Below are 20,891 nucleotides of genomic sequence, written 5' to 3'. Positions count from 1 at the left end.
GTTATGCCGACCATTGGCGGAACGGCATTGTCGAATGCCAGCCGGGTGGGCGAACGCGAGGCGATCGTCACGGCGGAGCGACAGTGGACTTGGCGTGCGCTGGAAAGCGACATTGCCGCCACGGCGGCCGCGCTCGAGGAGTTCGGGGTGCGCAAACATGATCGCGTCGCCATTCTTTCACCGAACTCTGCGGAATTCATCATTGCGTCGCATGCCGCGTCGCGCGTCGGCGCGATCGTCGTGCCGGTGAATACCAGGTTGGCCGCACCAGAACTCGCCCACATCCTGAACGATTCCGGCAGCACCGTGTTGGCGTTCAGCCCGGCCGACGCGCAGCTGGCCGAGGCCGCAAGTCGGATAGCGGCATCGGCCACCTTGCTCTCATTGGGACCGTCGTCACGCTATCCCGACCTGCTGGCCGGTGGATACGGCGATCCCGTGCATGAAGATCGTGCCGTCGAGCAAGACGACGCATTCATCTTGTACACCTCGGGTACTACCGGGAAGCCCAAGGGCGTGTTGCTCGATCACCATCGCGCGGTTTGGGCGGCGATGGCCCAGATTGTTTCGTTGGGCCTGCGCGACGGCGATCGCTACCTGCACCTGGCGCCCATGTACCACTCGGGCGGAATGACCTATCTGAACGCCACAACTCTGCTCGGCGGGACCCACATCGTCGTGCCGAAGTTTGATGCCGGCACCGTGCTGGAGCTGGTGGAACAACACCGTGCCACATGGCTATTCGCCGTTCCGACCATGTATCAGCGAATCCTGAATACCTACGAGGGCAACAGCGCCGACTTGACCTCGTGGCGCGTCGGCATTTTCGGCGCGGCGCCGATGCCGGCGGCGTCCATCGAGCGGCTACTGGCCGCCTTTCCTCACGTCTCGTTCTTCCAGCAGTGCGGTCAGACCGAAGCCGGACCAACCGGCATTTACTCGACGATGGAACAGGTACGGTCTCGGCCGCAGTCATCCGGCCACCTTGCGCAGCCCTTCGTCGAGGCCCGAGTCGTCGACCCGGGTGGTAACGACACACCGCCCGGGCAAGTGGGAGAACTGGTTTTTCGTGGCGAGGCCATCACCAAGGGGTACTGGAACCAGCCTCAAGCCACTGCAGACGTGATCCGCGACGGCTGGCTACACACCGGCGATTTGATGCAGGTGTATGACGACGGTGCGATGCGTTTGGTCGACCGGTTGCGAGATGTGATCATTACCGGCGGACGCAATGTGTACTCGGCCGAGGTCGAACTAGCCATCGCGGACCACCCCGAGGTGACCGATGTTGCGGTGATCGGCCGACCGGACCCGGAATGGGGCGAAACGGTCGTAGCGTTCATCACCGCCGCCGACGGATCCGATGTCACGCCGGCCTCGATACGGCAATATTGCGCTTCTCGGATCGCGGATTACAAGATCCCGCGTGAGTTCATTTTCGCGGTCGTCCCGCGCAATGGTGGTGGAAAGCTCCAAAAGCACCTGTTGCGGAACCAGTTGAGCCTCAATGCACCACCGGAGAGGGATCCGTCGTCTCGCCGCACGGCAGACGATCGCCGGCCTGCCATCAAGTGAAAGTAACTGGAGGATTCTCATGAACAGAGCGGTTCATCGATTCTGCGCCTGGAGTGGGATCGTCTGTCTCGTGTTGATGGTCGCAGGATTCGTCGGGCTGGCACGGTTCTTTCCGCCTCCGTCTCCGGCTTTAACGACGCTTGAGACGACGCGCCTCATCCTCGACCACGCCACCACGATTCGGTGGGGCATGCTCGTGACGATGGCCGCCGCGGTGTGCCTGGGCGTATTCGCCATCGAGATCGCGGTTCAGATGCGCCGCATCGAGGGAAGGTTTCCCGCGCTGGCAATGATCGAGTTCGGGTTCGGCATGCTGTTCGTGCTGGAGTTCTTGTATCTGCTCTTCTTCTGGCAGACTGCGACATTCCGCGCTGACCGCGATCCCAAACTCGTTGAGCTGCTGAATGATATGGCTTGGATCCCGTTCGTCGGTATGACCGGAACAGCCGCTGCTCAGGTGGCCGCTTTTGGTGTCGCCATCCTGATCGACCGTCGCTCCACGCCGGTGTTTCCGCGCTGGCTCGGCTACGTCAACCTGTGGACCGCCACGATCTTCTGCGCGGGCACCTTCAACGTGTTCTTCAAGCATGGACCACTGGCGTGGAACGGGATTCTGGCGTGGTGGGTGCCGGTTATCGTGTTCGGCATCTGGTTGGTGCTCGTCGCGGTGTATCTGCTTCGCGCAGTGGACACCCACGTCGCCGAGGTCAACGTCGCCGCGGCATCACGCGCTCGGGGCGTGATCACGCCGACACACGCGGAGCTGGCGGCCCAAATCGCCCAGCTACAAGCACAAGTCGGCGAGTTGCACGGACAGGCTGCCGGAACCACGCGGTGATACCTGGCGGACCCGCCAATGGACGTTCTAGTGTGCCGCCCCGGTGGGGGTGCGTAGCTGGGGGCTGTCAACGAGCGTCTGATCGCGGGCGGGCTCCTCGGCCTCGGCGTTGATCGCGCGCAGGGTCAGCACCGAGAACATGACGATCCACACGAAGAACACGATCATCGGGACGTAGAAAACCAGTACCCCGTTCTGCGAGAACGGGCCTGTCTTGAAGAACAGCAGCAGGGAAGCCTCGCACATGAAGAACGCCGAGAACAGATTGAAGTAGGCCGACCAGCGCGGAAAGGTGGGCCGCGCGCTGTTGTCGAGCAGGATGGTCGCCGCAAGGCAGATCTGGAAGAGCGCGAACGGGGCGCCGGTGAACAACACGCCCAGCCAGCCCAGATCGTTGAGCGCCTGAGTGACGTCGGCGCTGGTTTCGCCCGGGCGCCACGACGCCGCGCCAAAGAAGAAACCGATGAACATCACGACGACAACCTCGCAAGCGACCGCGACCACCATGATGTTGAACAGGATGGGCCACTGTCGTTCTCGGCGCCGCACCATCTGGACGATGCTCATACTCCAGGTCGTGTAGAGGATGCTGGAGAAGATGAAAATGACAGTGGCGATGCGAATTCCGGTGGTATTCGCCAAGTACTCGGCCACCACTTTAGGCGCGGGGTCGGCCGCGGACGGCGGCAGGATGTACTGAAAACCCGAGACGACCGTGGCCGCGAACGGCCAGAAGAATGCAAACGCAAAGCCGGTGTGAGCACAGACTTTCAACACGGTGGGGTGAAAACCGTCAGCGCGCATCGGTGCGCTCCAATCCTCGTTATGACCGGCGTGAACCCCGACCCGTGAGCTGAACGGTAGTGACCGCAGCTTCGGTCTGTCAACGTCCTTAGCTATCGCTACTCATTAACAAAATCGTCTAGAGGTGCATAGATAGCTTGTGGAGATGATTAATCTCAAATTATGGTGAGGTACGGAGCGCCGGTCTGACGCCATGACGCCTCCGTTGATTCGTGACGACCTGTGCTAAATGATGTCGAGGTGTGCTGATGGCGATTGTGGACTGTCTCCCGAGTGGGCCCCGGCTAGTGGGCTGATGCCGACCCACGTCGTGCAGAAGCAGTCGCGTCCGGTGCTGATGTGGGCTGGACTCGGTGTCGCGCTACTGATGTTTCAGGTTTTCGTGCTGGGACGCTGGGCGCGGCAGTGTTGTTCTACCTCTGGGCGATCCGCCCGTGGCGGCGATATCGCAGGCTGACCACCGATGCGATGATCGCGCTCACCGCCTCGACGGTGTTCTTCTGGGACATGCTCATGAACTACACGTCGGTGTCGTTGCTGTACAACTCGCATTTGCTCAATCGCGGTGCGTGGGCCAATGGCTCCTGGCCAACGTGGATCAGCCCGAACGCAAACCGGCTGCCCGAACCGCTGCTCATCGTGCCGCCGGCCTACACCGCGTTGGTGTTCTCCCAGGTGATCATCGTGTTGTGGGTAGTTCGCAAGCTCAAGGTGCGGTGGCCGCAACTGGGGGTCCCTGGCTTTGTCGCGTTGATCGTTGTGGGTCTGGTCATCACCGACACCGTCATTGAAGGACTCGTCTTGCGCACCGGTGCCTATGCGTATCCGGGTGGTATTAGGACGATCACGTTGTTTGCCGGTCAGACGTATCAGATTCCGATGTCGGAGACCGTGTTGTTCGACGGCTTAGCGTTGGGGGCGATCGCCTGTCTGAGTTATTTCAGTGATGACCGCGGACGCACCATTGTCGAGCGCGGCATCGACCGGCTCAACGCCGGCACCAAAGCCAGGCAGGCATTGAAATTCCTCGCCATCTATGGCGCCATCCATATCGGCTTCGTGGTGCTCTACATGATTCCGCAGCAGTGGTTCGGTACCCATGCCGACGCCTTTCCGGCCGGGTATCCGTCCTACATGATCAACGACATGTGCGCCTCTGGCGCCCACCGCAACACATGCTCCGGCCCGGGCGTTCCGGTCCCCGCCCGTAGTCAAAAACGTTGAGCGTCAATCTGTTATCACAGTGCGACGGTTACTGGGTGCCGTGCTGTCCGAGCGCGGTTTGGGCAGCGAGTCGGCCGGGCCACCCGCTCACCCCGCCGCCGGGGTGCGACCCCGCGCCGGCGTGGAAGTAGTTATGTACCGGTGAGCGGTAGCCGCCGAGGCCCGGTGCGGGGCGGTTCATCGCCAGCCGCAGCGGGGTCATGTCGACGTGGAAGTAGGAACCGTTCGGGGTGGCGAACTGATCGCCGAAATCGGCAGGGCTGGTTTCGATTCGGCCGATCTCGGCATCGAAACCGTCCATGTGCTGGGTCACCGAGTCCATGATCGCTTCCGACATTGCGGCTTTTGTCTTCTCCCACCCGTCGCGGGGTTGGGCCGGGACATTGGCGGCCAGATAGACGACATCCTGGCCCTCCGGTGCCAGTCCGGAGTCATTGGCTGAGAGGACGGCCATGTAGACCGGGGGTCGTTGTAGCGTGTCGCCGCCCCGGATGGCCTGCAGTTGGCGGATGTTCTCCTCGAACGTTCCGGTCATCAGGGCGGTTTTGCGGATGTCGAAGTCGTCGATTTTGCGCCGCTGCGCATCGCCTTTCGGATAGCTGGCCCGCCCGGACAGGGCGACATCGATTTTGAAGGTGGCCGAGTTGTTGCCGCTGGCCGGCAGGATCGCGACCTTGGCTTTGGTCGCCGAATCCAGCACATCGTCGGCAAGCAGCTCGCCGTAGGCCAGCTGTGGGGGCACGGCGGCGAGCACCCCACGGGCGGCACCGATCTCGGTGCCATCGCCGAGTACGACACCGGTGGCGCGGTTGTTGGTGACCGCGACGCGTTGCACCGGGATGCTGGTGCGGATGTGGGCGCCGCGGTAGGTCGCGTACTCCGCCATCGCGGCCATCGCCGCACCCATCCCGCCGAGGGGGCGGATCACTCCGGGTTTGCGATGCACCGCGGCCAGGCCGACGCAGTAGAAGCCGCCGCCGTCGTGATCGATCGGCCCGATCATGCTGCCCCAATAGGTGGCAAGCGATCGCATCTGGTCGCTCTCGAAGGTATCGGCCATCAGGTCGACCAGGTTATGCGACATGATCCGGCCCAACTGGCTCCGAATCGCCCGACTCGGAGCCAGTTTGAGCATCAGCTTGCCCAACCCGGCCTTCGGCAGTTGCGCGGGATGATGCGGCATGACCGTGGTCAGTGCGTCGAAAATCCAGGAGAGCGCCGGCAGCAGCTCCGCGTAAGTACGGGCATCTTTGGCTGAGAACCGGCGCACCTCGGCCAGCGTGCGATCCAGATCGCGGAACAGCAGCAGTGTGGACCCGTCCTCGCCGATCCAGCCGTACGGGGCCTGGACCGGCGTACTGCGGTAGCCATATCGGTGCAGGCCGAGATCGGAAATGAACGTCGTACACGACATGAACATGTCGTCCATCGCGCCCAGGCTCAGGATATGGTCGGGGGCCTCGGCCAGAAACGGTCCACTGCTGGCCAGGCCGCCTAGATGCGGCTGCTGCTCCAGGACTAGCACGGTGGCCCCGGAACGGGCCAGTGTGCAGGCCGCGCTCAGCCCGTTATGACCGCCGCCGACCACAATGTAGTCGTAGCTGTCTTGAAGCTCGGTTGCTTTCATCGTGTACTCCATCGGTGCGCGGCAGACGGCTTCGCTGCTCGGGCTACGGCCGCCGGGCCACCTACCGCCATGAATTAATTGACAGAGCTGTCTCAAAATAGACACACCGTCGCGGGCATGTCAATGTTCGGCCGAGTGTGCTTCCCTGGCGATCCGGACCGCCGGCACTGGTCATAGAATCGCGGGATATCGCTCAGGTCGGCAGGAGCCGCGACCTTAGACAGGACATTCGATGGACGCCACCACCGCCGGGATCGTCAGCGCCGCACGGGCAGTGTTCGCCCGCTATGGCGTGGCGCGCACTCGTATGGCCGACATCGCCAAGGAGGCGCAGCTGGCGCGCCAGACCTTGTACGACTTCGTCACTGGCCGTGACGAACTGATCGGGCTCGCGCTGGTGGCCTGCTGTGGCGAATTGCAGCAGCGCCTGGATGCGGCCTTGGCCGACGGGCCTTCCGACCTACGCGAACGTTTCGTCGAAGTCCTCGCCCGCGCTGTTGAAATCGCCAGCAGTGATGAAGAATTCGGGGCATTGGCGGACGCGCTGCCACGCGAGACCGTCGATCGGATCATTGGCGGTGCTAGCGCTGTGCAGGCGCTGCTGGCCAAGAGTTTGCGACCGGTGCTCGAGCAGGCGGCCAGTGCCGGACAGCTCCGGCAGGGTGTCGTGGTTGACGAAGCAAGCCAGTGGCTGCTCGGCGTGATCAGCTTCGCCCTGCTGCGGGAAAATCATGACGCCGTAGCGCTGCGCAACGAGTTTCAGACCTACGCGGTGCCGTCAGTCTTCGCCGACAGCTAGGCGACATGGCGACACATCTTGTCAGCGTGTCGCCTCGCGTTGTACGGTAAAGCGCTACAGCGTGTTTCCGCGTGGGCTCCGAATTGGAGGCATCATGTCCACTGTCGCAGCGGATCACCGCAAATCCCTGGCCGTACCGGCACCGCCCCGGCAGGTACCGGCCCCGGTCATCTTGGCCGTCATCGGCGCCTTGGTCGCCGGTTACGCGCTCTGGACCTGGGTAGCCTGGCTGGCTTCGGGCCCGACCCAGATCACCGCCGCCCGTGACCCCGGTGCGCCCTCCTGGTGGGTGGCACGCACCTACGAGACGATCGTGGCCGCGACTGCAGTCGTGATCAGTGTTTACGTTGTGCGGCAATGTCTTCAGCAGCGGCGGCTGATTTTCGACGCGGTCATCATCATCGCCGGGTTTTTCACACTGTTCTGGGACCCGATGGTCAACTGGATGCAGCCGAACTTCATGTACAGCTCGCAATGGCTCAACCTCAACACCTGGGTAGCCCAGGCCCCGGGTGTGGTGAACCCGACCGCCGGGCTGATGCCGCAACCGGTGTTCATCATGTTCATCTATCCGTTCGGCCTGTTGGGATTCTCGATCATCCTCAACCACGGCATGTCCGCCGTGCACCGGCGGCTTCCCCAGATCAGCACCTTCGCGCTGCTGGCATTCGCCTACGCCTACGGGCTGTTCCTGGGCTTCTGCCTCGAGGCGCCTACTTTCCTGTTCAACTTGTGGGGCTTGCCCGGCGCGCCCGCGGCGTTCTCCCTTTTCTCCAACGGTCAGCGCTACGCGTGGGCCGAATACCTTACCACCGGAATCGTTTTCACCACGTTCGCCGCCGTGCGGTACTTTCGCAATGACAAGGGTCAGACGATCACCGAACGCGGCTTGGAATCGTTTCGGCCTGCCGCGCGCACCGCCGTCAGCGTTTTGGCCACCGTCGCGGTATTCGCGATGTCAATGTGGGCCCTGCTGCTGGTTCAGATCCCCGCCGGTCTGCACGCCTCGCCCTACCCGACGGACTACCCGGCCCACCTGATCAACGGCCTGTGCAACATCCCGGGCAATCCATACTCGAGCGCACCCACCGCCTATGGTCCCTGCCCTGGCACTCCGGGTTTCCGGATGCCGGTCAACAACACGTTCTTCCCCAACACCGGTCGCTGATCCGGCTGGGCGATAGCGCTCGGCGACGCTCCCGGCTGGGAATTAAAGCGGTTCGCGCAGTGGAGAATCCGCGCTGAATAAGCGTCGACGGAGTGCCGCGCGGTGCCAATTGGTCAAACCCGATAAGCGGCGGTTCACCAGATCGGCAGCCCGGTCACGCTACCCTTTGAACAGCCACGTAGGCAGATCAGCTGCGGCGTGGGGGCGAGAGGGGTGAGTAGCGCTGACGACCGAATCCACTGTCATGCGCAGGGGCGGACGCCGCGCACCCGACACGGTAAGGGAACTCATCGTCAAAGCCGCTCATCGCCTGTTCTCTGCAAACGGTTACCACGGCACCCTCACCCGCCATATCGCCGAGGAAGCCGGCGTCGGAGAATCGGTCATTTTCCGCAACTTTGGGTCGAAGGCCGAACTGTTCGAGACGACGATCCTGGCCCCGTTCTCCGAGTTCGTCGACAACTGGGCCACGACCTGGGATGCGAAAACAACTGCCTCCGCTGATCCGATGCAGGTGGCGGAAGCCTTCGTAAAGGGGTTTTACACCCTCGTCGACGAGCACCGCGGACTGCTATCCACTCTGGTTGCCGCCCGCATCACCGGCAACGACCCGGGGCTGGCGGAAGTCGCTACCCGGGTTAGCGAGAGACTGGCCAACAACCTCAGCACGCCACGGCGAGTGCTGCTGGAGCACAGTGAAGCTCGGAATTTCCGTAACCTCGACGCCCCGGTCAGCGTCGCCGTGTCGGTCGGGTCGGTTCTGGCCCTGGTGCTGCTCGACGACTGGGTGTTCCCGCCCGATCAGCGTCGCCCCGGGAAGGTCCGTCAGATCAACGAGGTCACCCGGATGCTGCTCTATGGGGTCGCCGGACACCAGCCGCGGGCCTGAGGTACTCGACCTACTTGGGTGATCTCCGCTTAGTTGGGGGGACCGGTTTGGCAGTCCGCGCCCTCGCCGGCCGGGTCGCTGCGCCGCGGCCGCTGAGATAGACCACCCGCCAGACGATCTCGACGAGCGCATCGAGCTGATGCTCAACCTCCTCGTCGTCGGCGGTGCCGACCAGTTGATAGAGCCCGCGTTCGATCATCCAGATGAGCCACTGCGCGGTGCGCGCGGCGTCCAGATCGGCATCGGCCACTTCGGCTCGCTGGGCGTCAGCGATATAGGTCCCGAGCGCGCTCACCACTTGGCCGATCAGGTGTTGCTGTTGTTCCTGTGCCCGCGGGTCGTAAGCGGCGGTCTCGGCGATGGTTCCCAGAATCGTGCGGTGCTTGCGATAGGTGTCGATCGGCACCCGCATGGCCTTGTGCAGATCCTCGCGGGTTGCCTGTACAGGCAGCTCCCACCACGACGCTCCATCGGCGAGCAGGTCGCCGATGACATCTTGGGCCATCGCAACGAGCAGATCGCCCTTATCGTCGAAGTAGACGTAAAACGTGGACCGCGAAATCCCGCCCGCAGTGATGATCGCCTCGACACTCAAATCGGCGTACCTGGCTCCTCCTGCCACTAATTCTTCGACGACGCCGACCAAATGGCGGCTGAGCATACTGCGGCGTTGGGGCCGAGACAGCTGCAATGGTCGAGGAGGGGATGGGTTCACGCACGAAGTATATGCACTGTCGAGTGATTCATACAGAGTGTCTGTTTATCAAACTATGTGTTTGATACAGTGCACAGCATGTCTGACCTATCGAAGGTGTACGTCGTTGGCGCAGGCCCGTCAGGGCTAGCGGCGGCCTGGCGGTTGCAGGAAGCCGGTCACGAGGTCGTAGTAATCGAATCCCGGGATCGTGTTGGTGGACAGCTACTTTCAGTCAAACGTGACGGCTATCTGATGGAAGCCGGGACGACGATCTTGCCGGCTGCTTACGACAGCGTGCTGCGGTTGGTCGAGGACATCGGCATGACAGACGAACTGATACCGGCGAACTCGCTGATGGGTTTCATGCGCGGCGATCAGATGCACTACCTGCGGGCGAATCGCCTTGTCGTGGATGCCGCCCGCACAAAGCTGCTGTCGCTGCGCTCGAAGCTAAAGGTTGCCCGACTGGCTGTGGACTCATTCAAGCTGCGCAACCTGCTGAGCTATGAAGACTTGTCCATTGCCGGCTCATACGACACCGAGACGCCCGAGCAGTACTGCCGGCGGCGCGGTCTTGACGGCGAGCTGTACGACTATCTGATCGAACCGACCGTGCGCGGCGGAGCGGGTGTTCCGGCCAGCGTGATCTCGGTCGTGGAGTTCTTTTTCCTGTGGCAGAAGGTGCTGGGCACCAAGCTGTATGCGTTTCGCGACGGCTATTCTTCGTTTCCCGACCGGCTGGCCGCGGCCATCCCCGACGTACGCCTCAATACCGACGTCGTCGAAGTCGTCGAAGACGCCGGCGGCGTGACGGTCACCTGCGTCGGGCCTGACGGCAGGCAATACTCCGAACGCGGTGCCGGCGCGATCGTCAGCTCCATGGGTAATCGGGTCCCCGATATCGTGCCGCAGTTAGATCCCGAGCGTGCCAAGTTCTTGCGGGAGCTGAACTACACCTCGACGATGTCGATCAATTTGGCGCTGAACCGAGTTCCCGACTGTCCGGCCTCCTTTGTCGTCGTTCCTCGACCGGTGTCAGAAGGGCTGTTCGCGGTGATCCTGGAACACAACAAGGCGCCGGAGCGCGCGCCTGCCGGCAAAGGCCTGGTGTCGCTGTTCATGATGAACCAGTGGGCCGTCGATCACATGGATTCCACCGACGATGAGATCCTGGCTGATGTGTTGCCCGATGCGGAGAAGGCAATCCCCGGGTTGGGCACCACGATCGAGTTCGCGCGAGTCAACCGCTGGTACCCGGTACTCGTCTACAGCCACCCCGGCCTCTACCGCGCGCTAGGCCGTTTCCATGCCGCCCGAGATCTGAACAGTCGTATCCACCTGGCAGGTTCTTACAACTCGTCAGGCAACGTCAACACGGCAACTACCGCTGGCGAGCGTGCCGCACGTGAACTGCAACAAGCACTTTCACCGGCATCCGCACTGACTGCGTGATCGCCATGGCACAGTTCAACATCCCGACACCCCCGGACATGATCTTCCCGCGGATACCTCAGACCGTCGCTGAATTCGTGCTCTGGATCGTAGTGGTCGCGTTCGTGGCATTCGTGATACGGCAATGGCGACGGACGGGGTCGCCGCTCGGAGTGGTGTTGCTGGCAGGTGGCGGGATCGCGTTATTGAACGAGCCGCTCGACGACATCCTGGGACTCGTACACCATCCGCGGCCTGGCCAGGATGTGGTCTTCGAGACGATGGGCCCCATACCGCACTGGGGGCTGCCTACTTACATCATCTTCTTCGGCGGCATCGCGTATGTGTTGCTGTTAGAGCTGCGCAGGCTGAGCTTCACCCCTCGGGCATTCTGGACTGGCATCGCAATCACGTTCGTGGCTGATCTGCTGATTGAGTTGCCGCTGTTGTACTTTCACCTCTATACCTACTTTGGCTATGGTCAGGTGCCGATGAGCATCGGTGGATTCCCGCTGTACTGGCTGTTCATCAACACCACGGGCCCAATCCTGTGCGCCGCGATCCTGTTTGCGGCGCCGGGCTATTTCACGGGCTGGCGTACTGTGCTGGTGTTGTTCTTGCCTGTGGTGACCGACGCCGCCTGCAGCGCCGCGGTGGGATTGCCCGTCTACAACGCCCTGCACGCGCCCGGCGCTCCAGCGTGGATAACCTGGGCCGGCGCATTCGCTTCCTGCGCAATTGGTTTGGCAATACTCGATGCGTCAGCACGATGGATCTACGCCCACACCTTGAAGATGCAACAAGGCGTGGAATCGACACCCGAACTGCAGGAGCAGGGATGAGCCGGTTCCGTGGGCACTTCGATTTGCCCGCGACTCCCGATGGCACGGCGATGCCACAATCCGCTCAACTCGTCGCGACCGCGGCTATGGCGGTTCTGGTGGCTGGTTTCGCCGCGTACGCGGTGCGCGACATCGCCCGGTCGCGATCGTTCACGCTGGCGTTATTGCTAGTCGGGGGAGCGATATCGTATTTCAACGAGCCGATCGACGACGTCCTGGGACTGGTGTGGCATCCGGTTGTAGGGCAGTGGACCGCACTCGATACGTTCGCACGTGTTCCGTTGTGGGGCTTGGGTATTTACATTGTCTTCTTCGGCGCGATGCCGTATCTGATACTGCAGAGCCTGCGACGCGGCGTGAGCCGGCGGCAGCTGTGGGGTTGGGTGGGCGTGTTGGTGGTGGTCGACGTCGCCGTCGAACTGCCCGTGTTGGCCAGCGGCATCTACAGCTACTACGGCGATGCACCGTTGCAGATCAGCGGCTTTCCCGTGTATTGGATCGCGATCAACGCGGTCGGCCCGCTTGCGCTGGCCGTGTTGCTGATGGCCGCGGGGGACACGTTCACCGGCGGGCGAGCGCTGTATTTGCTGTTCCTGCCGATGATGTCGGACGCGGCGGGCAGCGTCGCGGTTGGGTGGCCGATCTTCAGCGCACTCAATGCCCATGCTTCCACGTCGGTGCGATGGCTGGCGGCCGCACTGACCATCGCGGTCGGCCTCGGGACCCTCGACCTGCTGATCGCTTACGCGGCGCGGATGTCCTCGGCACGGGGGCGTGGTAACGCCGTCCGCACTCGAGTGTGAACCGGTCCTAGCGTTGCGGGGTCGACGTCGCAAATGGGTATTGGGCCGGGAGGCTGGTATGCGGCGGGATCACGGCCTTGCCGTCCGGTGTGATGTAGGCAGAGCCCTTGCCGGAACCGGTATTGTCATTGCGGCTCAACGGAACACCCGGGCCGGGGCATGCGTGGTCGGTGCCTTGTCCGCACAGTCCGTCGGTGAGGTACGAGCGGTCGACAAGGTCGCGTTGCCATTCCTTAGAGTGGGTTCCAATCCAGTAGTTCGGCACGTTGTAAGTCATGAACAATGCCACGTGCACGCCGGCGAACACCGCCAGCGCTCGCACCACCGCCTGCGCCCGGTCGGACATCCGAAGGCGTTCGGCACCGCGTTCGACCAGCGTCTGCCCTCGGTCATTGCGGAAGTAGCGCAGGCAAGCCACGGCAGTGAACGTCGCTGAGACGGTGACGACTTCATTCAACGGGAAGGCATGGTAGGTCCCGCTGAAAATCGCGGGGCCGCGTCCACCCGGGTATTCCCAGATGCCGAGCGGCATGAAGATCACGCCCTCGAGGACGATGTCGAATCCGACCATGGCGACGAAGCACACGCCGATCAGTCCGACTGCGCCGATTCGCGGCCACTTGGCCTTGGCCCGGCGCATCGCCCAGCATCCGAGGAACATCGTGATGACGAAGACGTAGACGTATAAACCCGGCATGATCAGGATCGGTTCGACCAGCATCGCGCCGGGATTCCCGTTGGATAGCCAACCCGGGACGCTATGCACCCATGCGCCGTAATTGATCGCCCACGAGTTGTAGGTGAACCAGTGCCCCCCGTACGCCGACAACGGGTCTTGGAACCACAGCGTCGAAAACGCGAGCACCAGCATCCCGTCCAGGGTCAACCGGCGCTGCCGGATGATCGGACGCACGACGAACCAACCTATGAGGCCGAGGCCGACGGGCATTGACGCGGTCTGGAAGAAGACCATCGCCACTTTCATATATGTCGGCGGATCCATCGGACCCGTCGGCACCCGCTCGAAGAACGGACCGGTTACCCAGTCGATCAAGACGTAGGCGATGAAGGCCAGAATCAGCACACCCAGGCCGGCCCACCATTTCACTGGAACCAAAGGCCGCGACTCCGGGTTCGGCTGAACGTCGGCATCGGGCGTTCGCTGAATTTTGGTAGCGGTCGCAGGCGTCGTTACCATGAGCTTAATAATGAAACCCTGTGTATCAAATTGTCAACGACCGCATCAGCGGAAATCCATCCAGTGACCGTGCGGGGTCCAGCCCATGTGGAAGGGCAGCTCGACCTTGCAGATCGGACCGGCAGTGATGTCGTCGGTGTCGAAGATCTGGAATTCACCCCGTCGCTCAGCCCACCACGACACCGGGACGATGATGTAGCCGTCGCCCTCCGGAGCATCGATGGTGCGCGGTGCGAATGAGGCCTCGAGCACCGCGGCTAGTTCGCCCTGACCCCGGATCTGGTAGATCTGCTCACTGACCTTGTCCACGTCGTTGCGGATGAGACTGTCCATCCGCATGCCACGCTTCTTGGGTTGACCTCCGATCTGGAAGCCGTAGCGATGGCCCTTTCCGTAGAAGCGTTGGTCGACTTTGCAGATCTCGGAAGGCAGCTCGGAGAGCTGCTCGGTCTTGGTGTTGCCGGTGGTGAGGTTGACGGTCCAGCGCCCCAGGTAGCTCGCGGCATTGCTGAAGAACAGCGCGGCTTGATCGCCTTCCTTGAACTCGTTTTCCATCGGGAAGGGCGGCGTGTTGAAGATCGGTGCGTCAAGGATGAGCTGATCAGCCTTGATGTTGGCCGTCATGGTGTGCATGACGTATTGCGCGGGCAGCTCGGTCTGAATCCAACGGATCTCACCCTGCAGGTTGTGCCGTGGGATCAGTGCAAGCGTGATCGGGAGTTCGGGCTCCCAGCCGAAGACCGCGTAGCCCTTGCTATTGCGCTTCAGGTCAATGATAAATGGCTGGAACGGCATGACTACCCACTCGGGGGTGAGCCAAATATCATGTGCCACAGTGTTATACGGCGCATCCCACAGGTCACGTGACTCCACCGTGCCGTCGGGGTGCACGTATTTCATCGACACATAGGGCGCGGTGTCGCTGTACGACCAGCCGTAGAGAATGCCGGTGTCCTCATCCCACTTCGGGTGAGCGCAGAATGTTCCGTCGCCGAAGCACACCGGCTCGTGTGGGCCTCTGGACAAATCCGGCGCCCACGGCACGATGCCTTTGGTCTCGAGCGTGATCGGATCAATGACCTGGGGTGGAGCGCCCAGTTCGCCCGATACGATCAGTTCGCCGGCGAAGGGGAAGATGTTGATGCTGGCGGTGCCCTGCGGGGTGTGAGCGTTCTCGGCGGTGCGCACCACCTCGCCGTAGCCGTAATCGCGGTAATCGCCGAATCCACCGTCGGCGTAGTCGAACATTCCACGGCCGTATTTGTCTTCGAGTACGTACTTGGGCGTGCGTACCCAGCGGTTGCGGAAGTCGGCGCGGCCGTTCTCGAAAACCAGGCCCTGCACCATGCCGTCCATCGCCAGCAGCGGTGTCGTCCCCTGTTTGGCCGGCCGCTTCCAGCAGGGTCCGGTGCGGTAGATGCCACCCGTGAGGTCCTTGGGGATCTCGCCATGGGTGACGATGCACTCCTCGACCGTGGCCTCGAAGCGCATCGGTTGGAACGGTCCCTTGGTCGTCACCGTGTCCGGAACGGAGTAGCTCATCTTGATCCCTGGTCCTTGTCTCTCGGGCTGCGCGCCCGACGTACGGGCTGCGATATGCCCGATGCTAGTGCTGAAGCGTCCGTTTGTAAACGATCACTTACATAGAAGTATAGGTGTTGACCGTGACTTGACGCACATCCGGATACCGCGATCGAAGGGCCTGCTACATGCGGCAGTATTAACAAACTACCAGTAAATTGGTGTTATATAGTCGCCCTAGCCGACGCGGTCGAGGCGGATTGGTTCCCGCGGATCGGGCACCAGGTCTCGTCAGCTATGTAAACGATCGTTAGACAAATCAGCGATGAGTCTCCGCGGTGGTGAGTGCTGGCGCGTCGGCGAAGTGAGGAAGCCGCGCGGTGGGCCATAATCGGACATGGCTACCCAGCATCCGTCGGCTCGGACGATCACCGTCGAGGAGTATCGGGAACTGTTGGCCCACCGGCTGGGGGCGGATGCTGCGGTGGGTCAGGATGCGGCTGGGCATGCCGAGCTCGTGTTCAACCTGAGTCGGCTGCACTATCGATTGTCCCGGGATTTCGAGGGCCTGCATCGCCGACGTGGCTGGACATGGGCGGGCTTTCGCATCATGAACGTGTTATGGGCAATCGGCACCGTCGAACTGCGCGATGTTGCACGGCTGTCCGGCGCATCACGGGCCGCGGTGTCGAGTGCGCTGAACACTCTCGAACGCGATGGCTTGGTGCGTCGGGTCCGCGACGGCGCCGACCGTCGCTTGGTCCGGATTGAGCTCACTGAGGAGGGCAGCAGCGCCCTGCGCGCGGCGATGCGTGAGCAAGGCGAGCGCGAGCGCGCGTGGCTATCCGAGCTTGCACCTGCTGATCAGCAGTATCTGAGCAGGCTTCTCGGCGTGCTCGCTGACCGTAAGGCGCCATAAGCCCCGACGGGGCGGCCCTGACTCCGCCTGTCATTTCTGTGGGGGCGCGAACGTCGCGTCGAGGATCCGGCTGATAGATCGCATGGTCCGTTGCGTGCGTTGCTCATCGGAATAGAAGCCGGTGTCCATCGCCAGGCCCCACAGGAGATCCATGCAGACCTGGGTCGTGGCCTCCGTGTCCATGTCGACATCGATCTCGCCGTCGCGCGCGGCGTTGGCAAGCAGGTTTTCGACGTAGTTGCGTACCGAGTCGATCGGGAGCAGCGCCTTGTCGCGAAGCTCCGGGTGGGTGATCGCATCGGCGGTGGAGATGACGAAGAACCGGACGAATGTCTCGTCGGTCTGGCTGAATTCGACGGCGCTTTCGAACACCGCCATGACGCGACGGAAGACAGGGCCGGTTTTTCCCTGGGCGTTGGCGAGGATGTGGCCGGCCACGACATCGTGGACCGACGCCAGCGCGGCACCGTAGAGCTCGATCTTGCTGGCGTAGTAGTGCGCGATGGCGTTGCGGGTGATCCCTGCGTCCTCGGCGATCTGCTTGAGGCTGGCCCGCTCGTAACCGGTGGTGGCGAAGACCTGTCGGGCGCTGTGCAGGATCTTGGCTCGCGTCTCGGCTCCGTCGGCTCCCAACGGACGGCCTGGCCTGCGCCGGCCGACGGGAGCACTCATCGGAAAGACTCTACGAGCGGGCCGTAGCGGATGGGTTCTATTCGCCGCAAGAATGACCCGCCCGTCGCAAACCGCGCATGCCCTTCACAGCCAAACACTGTTGGATTAATGTGAGTGCGCTAGTGCCGATTAGTTTCGTCAAGCTCCCGACGGTCGCGTTCGCAGCGACGGTCGCCCAGGCGGAAGGCGTGATATGTCAAGCGGTCTCGACAACGCGGATGCGGCACTGGATGCGGGATCTACGGCATCGATCCACATCATCAACGGGCAATGCGACATTGGACCGGCGCAAGGCAGCGCTTACGGCCCATGCCCCGGAACGCCGGGCTTCCGCGCGCCGCTCCGACGTCTGCCACATCCGTAGCGCGTCGACCGATTCCGGGCACCCTGCCGACGCATTAGGATTTTAACCATACTTAGATAACGCCGCCGATTGGAGCGCAGATTGGTGTTTACCGCAACTGACTGGGTGGCTTATCACGCGCAGCATCACGGCGAGTCCCTTGCGCTGGGATGCGCCGAGGACGGTCGGCGAACGACGTGGGCCCAACTGGAAGCCCGGGTCGCGGGTGTGGCCGCCACCCTGCACGACCTTGGCGTCGGATCCGGCGATCGGGTCGCGATGATCAGCGAGAACGACCCGCGCGTATTCGAAGTGCAGTTCGCCTGCATGCGCCTCGGCGCGTTGTTCACGCCGCTGAATTGGCGCTTGCACGTAAGCGAGATTCAGGAGATCTGCCTTGACGCCGGCCCGAGTGTCGTCGTCCACGACGACCGGTGGGCAGAAGTTGCCGTCGCCGTCGCGTCGAAAGCCGAGATCGGACAGCGCTTGTCGTTCAACGGGCCACACGATGCGATCGACTACGAGTCCGCTCTCGCGACGGCAGTCCCGTTGCGCGCGACGGGTTTGGTCGCGATGGATCAGCCCACTCACATTCTGTACACGTCGGGGACGACCGGGCGGCCGAAAGGCGCCTTATCGACCAACGCCACCCTGGTGTGGCAGGCCCTCAATACGGCCCACACGACGGGGTACTCCCAGCCCGGATGTCACCAGCTCAATCCGATGCCCCTGTTTCACGCGGGCGGGCTGAACGTAATGGCCAACCCGATCCTGTACTTTGGCGGCGCGGTGACGACGATGGCCCGCTTCGACCCCGAAGACGTTCTTCACCAGCTCGTCAGCCACGACCCGCCGATAACCCATTTCGCTGCGATCCCGTTGTTCTACCAACGCATCGCCGAGACGACCGGTTTCGCCGCAGCGGATTTGTCGCGCCTGCGCCACGGGATCATCGCCGGAGCAGTCGCATCTCCCGAACTGCTGCAATTGTGGGCCGACCGCGGGTTTGCACTGCAGCCCCAATACGGCGGAACCGAGATGGGCCCGATGGCAACGGCTCTCGACGACGAAATGGCACATCTCGGCCATGCCAAGAGGGGATCCACGGGTCGTGCCGCGCCGCACACGCAGATCAGGCTGGTCGACCCCGCGGGCTGCGACGTGGCCGAGGGCGTCGCGGGTGAAATCTGGCTGCGGGGACCGAGTATCACCGTCGGATACTGGGACCGCGACAACGCCGACTATTTCACCGGGGACGGGTGGTTTCGCACGGGCGACTCGGCTTACCGCGACCGGACTGGCTTTTACTATCCGGTTGGACGCGTCAAGGAGATGTTCAAGTCCGGCGGGGAGAACATCTATCCGGCCGAAGTCGAGCAAGTACTTTCGCTGCATCCGGATGTGCGCGACGTAGGGGTTGTCGGAGTCGCCGACCAACAGTGGGGTGAGGTGGGGCTGGCCGTTGTGGTGCCCGAACCCGGGGCCGCTGTTACCCTTGATGACCTGAACGCCTTCGCGGCACAACGGCTGGCGCGCTACAAGCTTCCCAAACGGCTGGTGCTCGTCGAGGGACTTCCGCGCAACGTCACCGGTAAACTATCGCGCGAGCAACTCAAGCTGGATCATCGGGGCGTCTGAGCGCGCCGCGCGGCACGTCGGGCTTTCGCGGCTCTACGAATACCATCTCTTGAGCGACGCTCGCCACGAGTTGACTTGACCGGGAGCGTAATTCGCCGCGGCAGAATGCCCGGAATCCGTGCGCGATGGGTGCGAACTGTGCAAGCAATAGCCAGTCGTCAAGACGTGTCGGATGATGGAACCAGACCGAATGGTTGAGCGTAGCTCCCAGTAGGGTCGTGTGACCGACCATGTCATGCCACGCCATCCCCGTGGGAAAGTACACTGGCTCGAACATCGGCAGGTCCGTTGCGAAGGCCAGCGCTGCCTCATCCGCGCCGGCGATCTCGCGTTGATAGCCAACAGCCTTTAGCCAGATACGGTTTCGTGGTGGGGCCATGGAATCACTCCACGGTATGTGATCAACGTATCGCAGATCGACAGGCCATCGTGGAGCGGCTTGCGCCGGAATCTCGGCTCCATATCGCTCCGACAACGACGCCCAACGTGATGGGAGGGTGTCGGGGTCGGGCAGCGGGTCGGCCGATTCGCCTTGCGGCCATTCATGTTCGATCGATGCCCGGCGGTCGTATGACGCCGCGGTGTGAAACGAGGCGACGGTGGTGGCTAGCATTCGTCCGTCTTGGTGCGCGCTGACTACGCGGGTAGACATCGAACGGGAATCACGTACCCGCTCGACGTCGTAGGTGATGGAACGGGTGTCGTCGCCCGCGTGCAAGAACGAGGTTTGCAACGAGTGCGCCGGCCGGTCGCAATCGACTGTCGCGGCCGCGGCCAGCAGACTCTGTGCCCCCACCTGGCCACCGTAGAGGCGGGGCAAGCCGGAGCGGGTGGGTGCGGCTCGATAGGTGTTGACGGAGATTTCGTGCAGCGCGAAAAGCGTCTGCCACCAAGGCGTCGAATCGGTGTTCTCGGCGGAGTCGGTCCCCGACTTCGGGTAGCCGTCAGCGCGCGGTCGCACCGGCATCGACAGGGATCGTTGCGCCGGTGATGTAGCGGGCTTCGTCGGAGACCAACCAGGCGATCGCGTTAGAGACGTCTTCGGCCTCGATGAGCTGGACGGGAAGGATGTTGGTCATCGCCTCGAAGAGCTCGGGTACTTGCGGCGCGGCACCCAGGAACGATTCGTTATTGACCATCGGAGTGTTGGCGCCGGTGGGGTGCAGCGAATTCACTCGAATGTTATAGTTGCCCAGCGCATTTGCGTAGGCCCTCATCAGCCCTACGGTGCCATGCTTGGCGGCGGTGTAGCCCAACATGCCATACGTCTTTGACCGCAGGCTCCGTGTCGTTCCCTTCAAGCCGGCAGCCGAACTGGTGATCACGACAGCGCCACCTTGGTTCTGCTCGACCAGTGCCGGGATAGCCGCCTCGACCGTGTGGACTACGCCGGTGAGCATGACGTCGATGCAGTCATGCCAGGCTTGCACCACGGTCGAGGTGGGACCCAGTACGGGCATGATGCCGGCGTTGGCGATCACGATGTCCACTCGGCCGAACTCGGCGAACCCCTCATCGAAGACCTTGTTCACCGCGGCCTCGTCGCGAACGTCGGCTTTAGCGGCGACGATCCGGCGACCGAGTGCTTCGACTTCGTCGACGGTCTGGGCAAGCTCGTCCTCGGTCCCGAGCGGGTAGGGCACCGAGTCGATCTGCTCGCAGATGTCGAACGTGACGATGTCTGCACCGTCCTTGGCCAACCGCACAGCATGCGAGCGACCTTGACCGCGCGCACCACCGCTGATGAAGGCAACCTTGCCGTCCAACGCTCCCATGCGGATCTCCCGTTCAGCGGCGTCGCGTGCCGCGATCTCAATCTAACCGATCATTGTTCGATTATGTAGGGGCCAGAGTTGGCCTGTCGCCTGGCCGGCGTCATTGACTAACCAAACGTTGATGGATT

19 protein-coding genes are annotated in these 20,891 nt (G+C 62.7%); 11 read left to right on the top strand and 8 right to left on the bottom strand.

What is annotated here, in order from left to right:
• Window positions 1–3: 3 nt before the first annotated feature.
• Together OK015_RS19035 and OK015_RS19030 are read left to right on the top strand one after the other, a co-directional pair.
• On the top strand, window positions 4–1,575 hold the full coding sequence (locus tag OK015_RS19035) for a class I adenylate-forming enzyme family protein (protein ID WP_268125411.1): 1,572 nt from the start codon (window positions 4–6) through the stop codon (window positions 1,573–1,575).
• 19 nt (window positions 1,576–1,594) lie between these two features.
• Window positions 1,595–2,413: a hypothetical protein gene (locus OK015_RS19030; protein ID WP_268125409.1), complete on the top strand. Its 819-nt coding sequence runs from the start codon at window positions 1,595–1,597 to the stop codon at window positions 2,411–2,413.
• A gap of 27 nt (window positions 2,414–2,440) precedes the next feature.
• Here the strand turns inward: OK015_RS19030 and OK015_RS19025 are convergent, their stop codons facing one another.
• Window positions 2,441–3,217, bottom strand: a complete 777-nt coding sequence (locus tag OK015_RS19025) for a hypothetical protein (RefSeq protein ID WP_268125407.1) — start codon at window positions 3,215–3,217, stop codon at window positions 2,441–2,443.
• 405 nt (window positions 3,218–3,622) lie between these two features.
• On the opposite strand from OK015_RS19025, the gene OK015_RS19020 reads away from it, so the two are divergent.
• Window positions 3,623–4,441 (top strand): spirocyclase AveC family protein, encoded by an 819-nt coding sequence (locus OK015_RS19020; RefSeq protein WP_268125405.1) that lies wholly within the window; start codon window positions 3,623–3,625, stop codon window positions 4,439–4,441.
• Window positions 4,442–4,469: 28 nt separating this feature from the next.
• Here the strand turns inward: OK015_RS19020 and OK015_RS19015 are convergent, their stop codons facing one another.
• On the bottom strand, window positions 4,470–6,068 hold the full coding sequence (locus OK015_RS19015) for a phytoene desaturase family protein (RefSeq protein ID WP_268125403.1): 1,599 nt from the start codon (window positions 6,066–6,068) through the stop codon (window positions 4,470–4,472).
• A gap of 232 nt (window positions 6,069–6,300) precedes the next feature.
• Here OK015_RS19015 and OK015_RS19010 point away from each other — a divergent pair, with 232 nt between their 5' ends.
• From OK015_RS19010 to OK015_RS19000, 3 genes are all read left to right on the top strand, one after another.
• Window positions 6,301–6,867, top strand: a complete 567-nt coding sequence (locus tag OK015_RS19010) for a TetR/AcrR family transcriptional regulator (protein WP_268125401.1) — start codon at window positions 6,301–6,303, stop codon at window positions 6,865–6,867.
• Between the two features lie 94 nt (window positions 6,868–6,961).
• On the top strand, window positions 6,962–8,035 hold the full coding sequence (locus tag OK015_RS19005; protein WP_268125399.1) for a spirocyclase AveC family protein: 1,074 nt from the start codon (window positions 6,962–6,964) through the stop codon (window positions 8,033–8,035).
• A 244-nt stretch (window positions 8,036–8,279) separates the two neighbouring features.
• Window positions 8,280–8,924: a TetR/AcrR family transcriptional regulator gene (locus OK015_RS19000; RefSeq protein WP_268125397.1), complete on the top strand. Its 645-nt coding sequence runs from the start codon at window positions 8,280–8,282 to the stop codon at window positions 8,922–8,924.
• A 10-nt stretch (window positions 8,925–8,934) separates the two neighbouring features.
• On the opposite strand, the gene OK015_RS18995 is transcribed toward OK015_RS19000, so the two are convergent.
• The gene (locus OK015_RS18995; protein WP_268125395.1) at window positions 8,935–9,585 is read right to left on the bottom strand and encodes a TetR/AcrR family transcriptional regulator; all 651 of its coding nucleotides are present in this window, start codon (window positions 9,583–9,585) and stop codon (window positions 8,935–8,937) included.
• A 132-nt stretch (window positions 9,586–9,717) separates the two neighbouring features.
• On the opposite strand from OK015_RS18995, the gene OK015_RS18990 reads away from it, so the two are divergent.
• Genes OK015_RS18990 through OK015_RS18980 form a run of 3 tightly spaced genes read left to right on the top strand, consistent with a single transcriptional unit; the run spans window position 9,718 to window position 12,697 of the window.
• Window positions 9,718–11,073, top strand: coding sequence for a protoporphyrinogen/coproporphyrinogen oxidase (locus tag OK015_RS18990; protein ID WP_268125393.1), 1,356 nt, complete (start codon window positions 9,718–9,720; stop codon window positions 11,071–11,073).
• A gap of 5 nt (window positions 11,074–11,078) precedes the next feature.
• The gene (locus OK015_RS18985) at window positions 11,079–11,894 is read left to right on the top strand and encodes a hypothetical protein (protein ID WP_268125391.1); all 816 of its coding nucleotides are present in this window, start codon (window positions 11,079–11,081) and stop codon (window positions 11,892–11,894) included.
• The gene (locus tag OK015_RS18980) at window positions 11,891–12,697 is read left to right on the top strand and encodes a hypothetical protein (RefSeq protein ID WP_268125389.1); all 807 of its coding nucleotides are present in this window, start codon (window positions 11,891–11,893) and stop codon (window positions 12,695–12,697) included. Before OK015_RS18985 ends, OK015_RS18980 begins: the two co-directional genes overlap by 4 nt.
• Before the next feature lie 7 nt (window positions 12,698–12,704).
• On the opposite strand, the gene OK015_RS18975 is transcribed toward OK015_RS18980, so the two are convergent.
• Both OK015_RS18975 and OK015_RS18970 read right to left on the bottom strand, forming a co-directional pair.
• Window positions 12,705–13,895: a spirocyclase AveC family protein gene (locus tag OK015_RS18975; protein ID WP_268125387.1), complete on the bottom strand. Its 1,191-nt coding sequence runs from the start codon at window positions 13,893–13,895 to the stop codon at window positions 12,705–12,707.
• Between the two features lie 45 nt (window positions 13,896–13,940).
• The gene (locus tag OK015_RS18970) at window positions 13,941–15,437 is read right to left on the bottom strand and encodes a carotenoid oxygenase family protein (RefSeq protein ID WP_268125385.1); all 1,497 of its coding nucleotides are present in this window, start codon (window positions 15,435–15,437) and stop codon (window positions 13,941–13,943) included.
• A 376-nt stretch (window positions 15,438–15,813) separates the two neighbouring features.
• Between OK015_RS18970 and OK015_RS18965 the strand changes: the two genes are divergently transcribed.
• A complete protein-coding gene (locus OK015_RS18965) occupies window positions 15,814–16,335 on the top strand; it encodes a MarR family winged helix-turn-helix transcriptional regulator (RefSeq protein ID WP_268125383.1) in 522 nt (173 codons plus the stop codon).
• 30 nt (window positions 16,336–16,365) lie between these two features.
• On the opposite strand, the gene OK015_RS18960 is transcribed toward OK015_RS18965, so the two are convergent.
• The gene (locus tag OK015_RS18960; protein ID WP_268125381.1) at window positions 16,366–17,007 is read right to left on the bottom strand and encodes a TetR/AcrR family transcriptional regulator; all 642 of its coding nucleotides are present in this window, start codon (window positions 17,005–17,007) and stop codon (window positions 16,366–16,368) included.
• Window positions 17,008–17,455: 448 nt separating this feature from the next.
• On the opposite strand from OK015_RS18960, the gene OK015_RS18955 reads away from it, so the two are divergent.
• Window positions 17,456–18,988 carry an AMP-binding protein gene (locus tag OK015_RS18955; protein ID WP_268125379.1) on the top strand — a complete coding sequence of 511 codons (1,533 nt, stop codon included), beginning with the start codon at window positions 17,456–17,458 and terminating at the stop codon, window positions 18,986–18,988.
• On the opposite strand, the gene OK015_RS18950 is transcribed toward OK015_RS18955, so the two are convergent.
• Together OK015_RS18950 and OK015_RS18945 are read right to left on the bottom strand one after the other, a co-directional pair.
• Window positions 18,963–19,955 (bottom strand): acyl-CoA thioesterase, encoded by a 993-nt coding sequence (locus OK015_RS18950; protein ID WP_268125377.1) that lies wholly within the window; start codon window positions 19,953–19,955, stop codon window positions 18,963–18,965. The genes OK015_RS18955 and OK015_RS18950 overlap by 26 nt on opposite strands.
• On the bottom strand, window positions 19,933–20,763 hold the full coding sequence (locus tag OK015_RS18945) for a mycofactocin-coupled SDR family oxidoreductase (protein ID WP_268125375.1): 831 nt from the start codon (window positions 20,761–20,763) through the stop codon (window positions 19,933–19,935). The genes OK015_RS18950 and OK015_RS18945 overlap by 23 nt, the downstream gene beginning before the upstream one ends.
• Window positions 20,764–20,891 lie beyond the last annotated feature (128 nt).

The organism is Mycobacterium sp. Aquia_216 (genome assembly GCF_026723865.1).
GTDB lineage: Bacteria > Actinomycetota > Actinomycetes > Mycobacteriales > Mycobacteriaceae > Mycobacterium.
The sequence above is the reverse complement of the archived record's forward strand: the minus strand, read 5'-3'. Positions and strand labels throughout refer to the sequence as shown.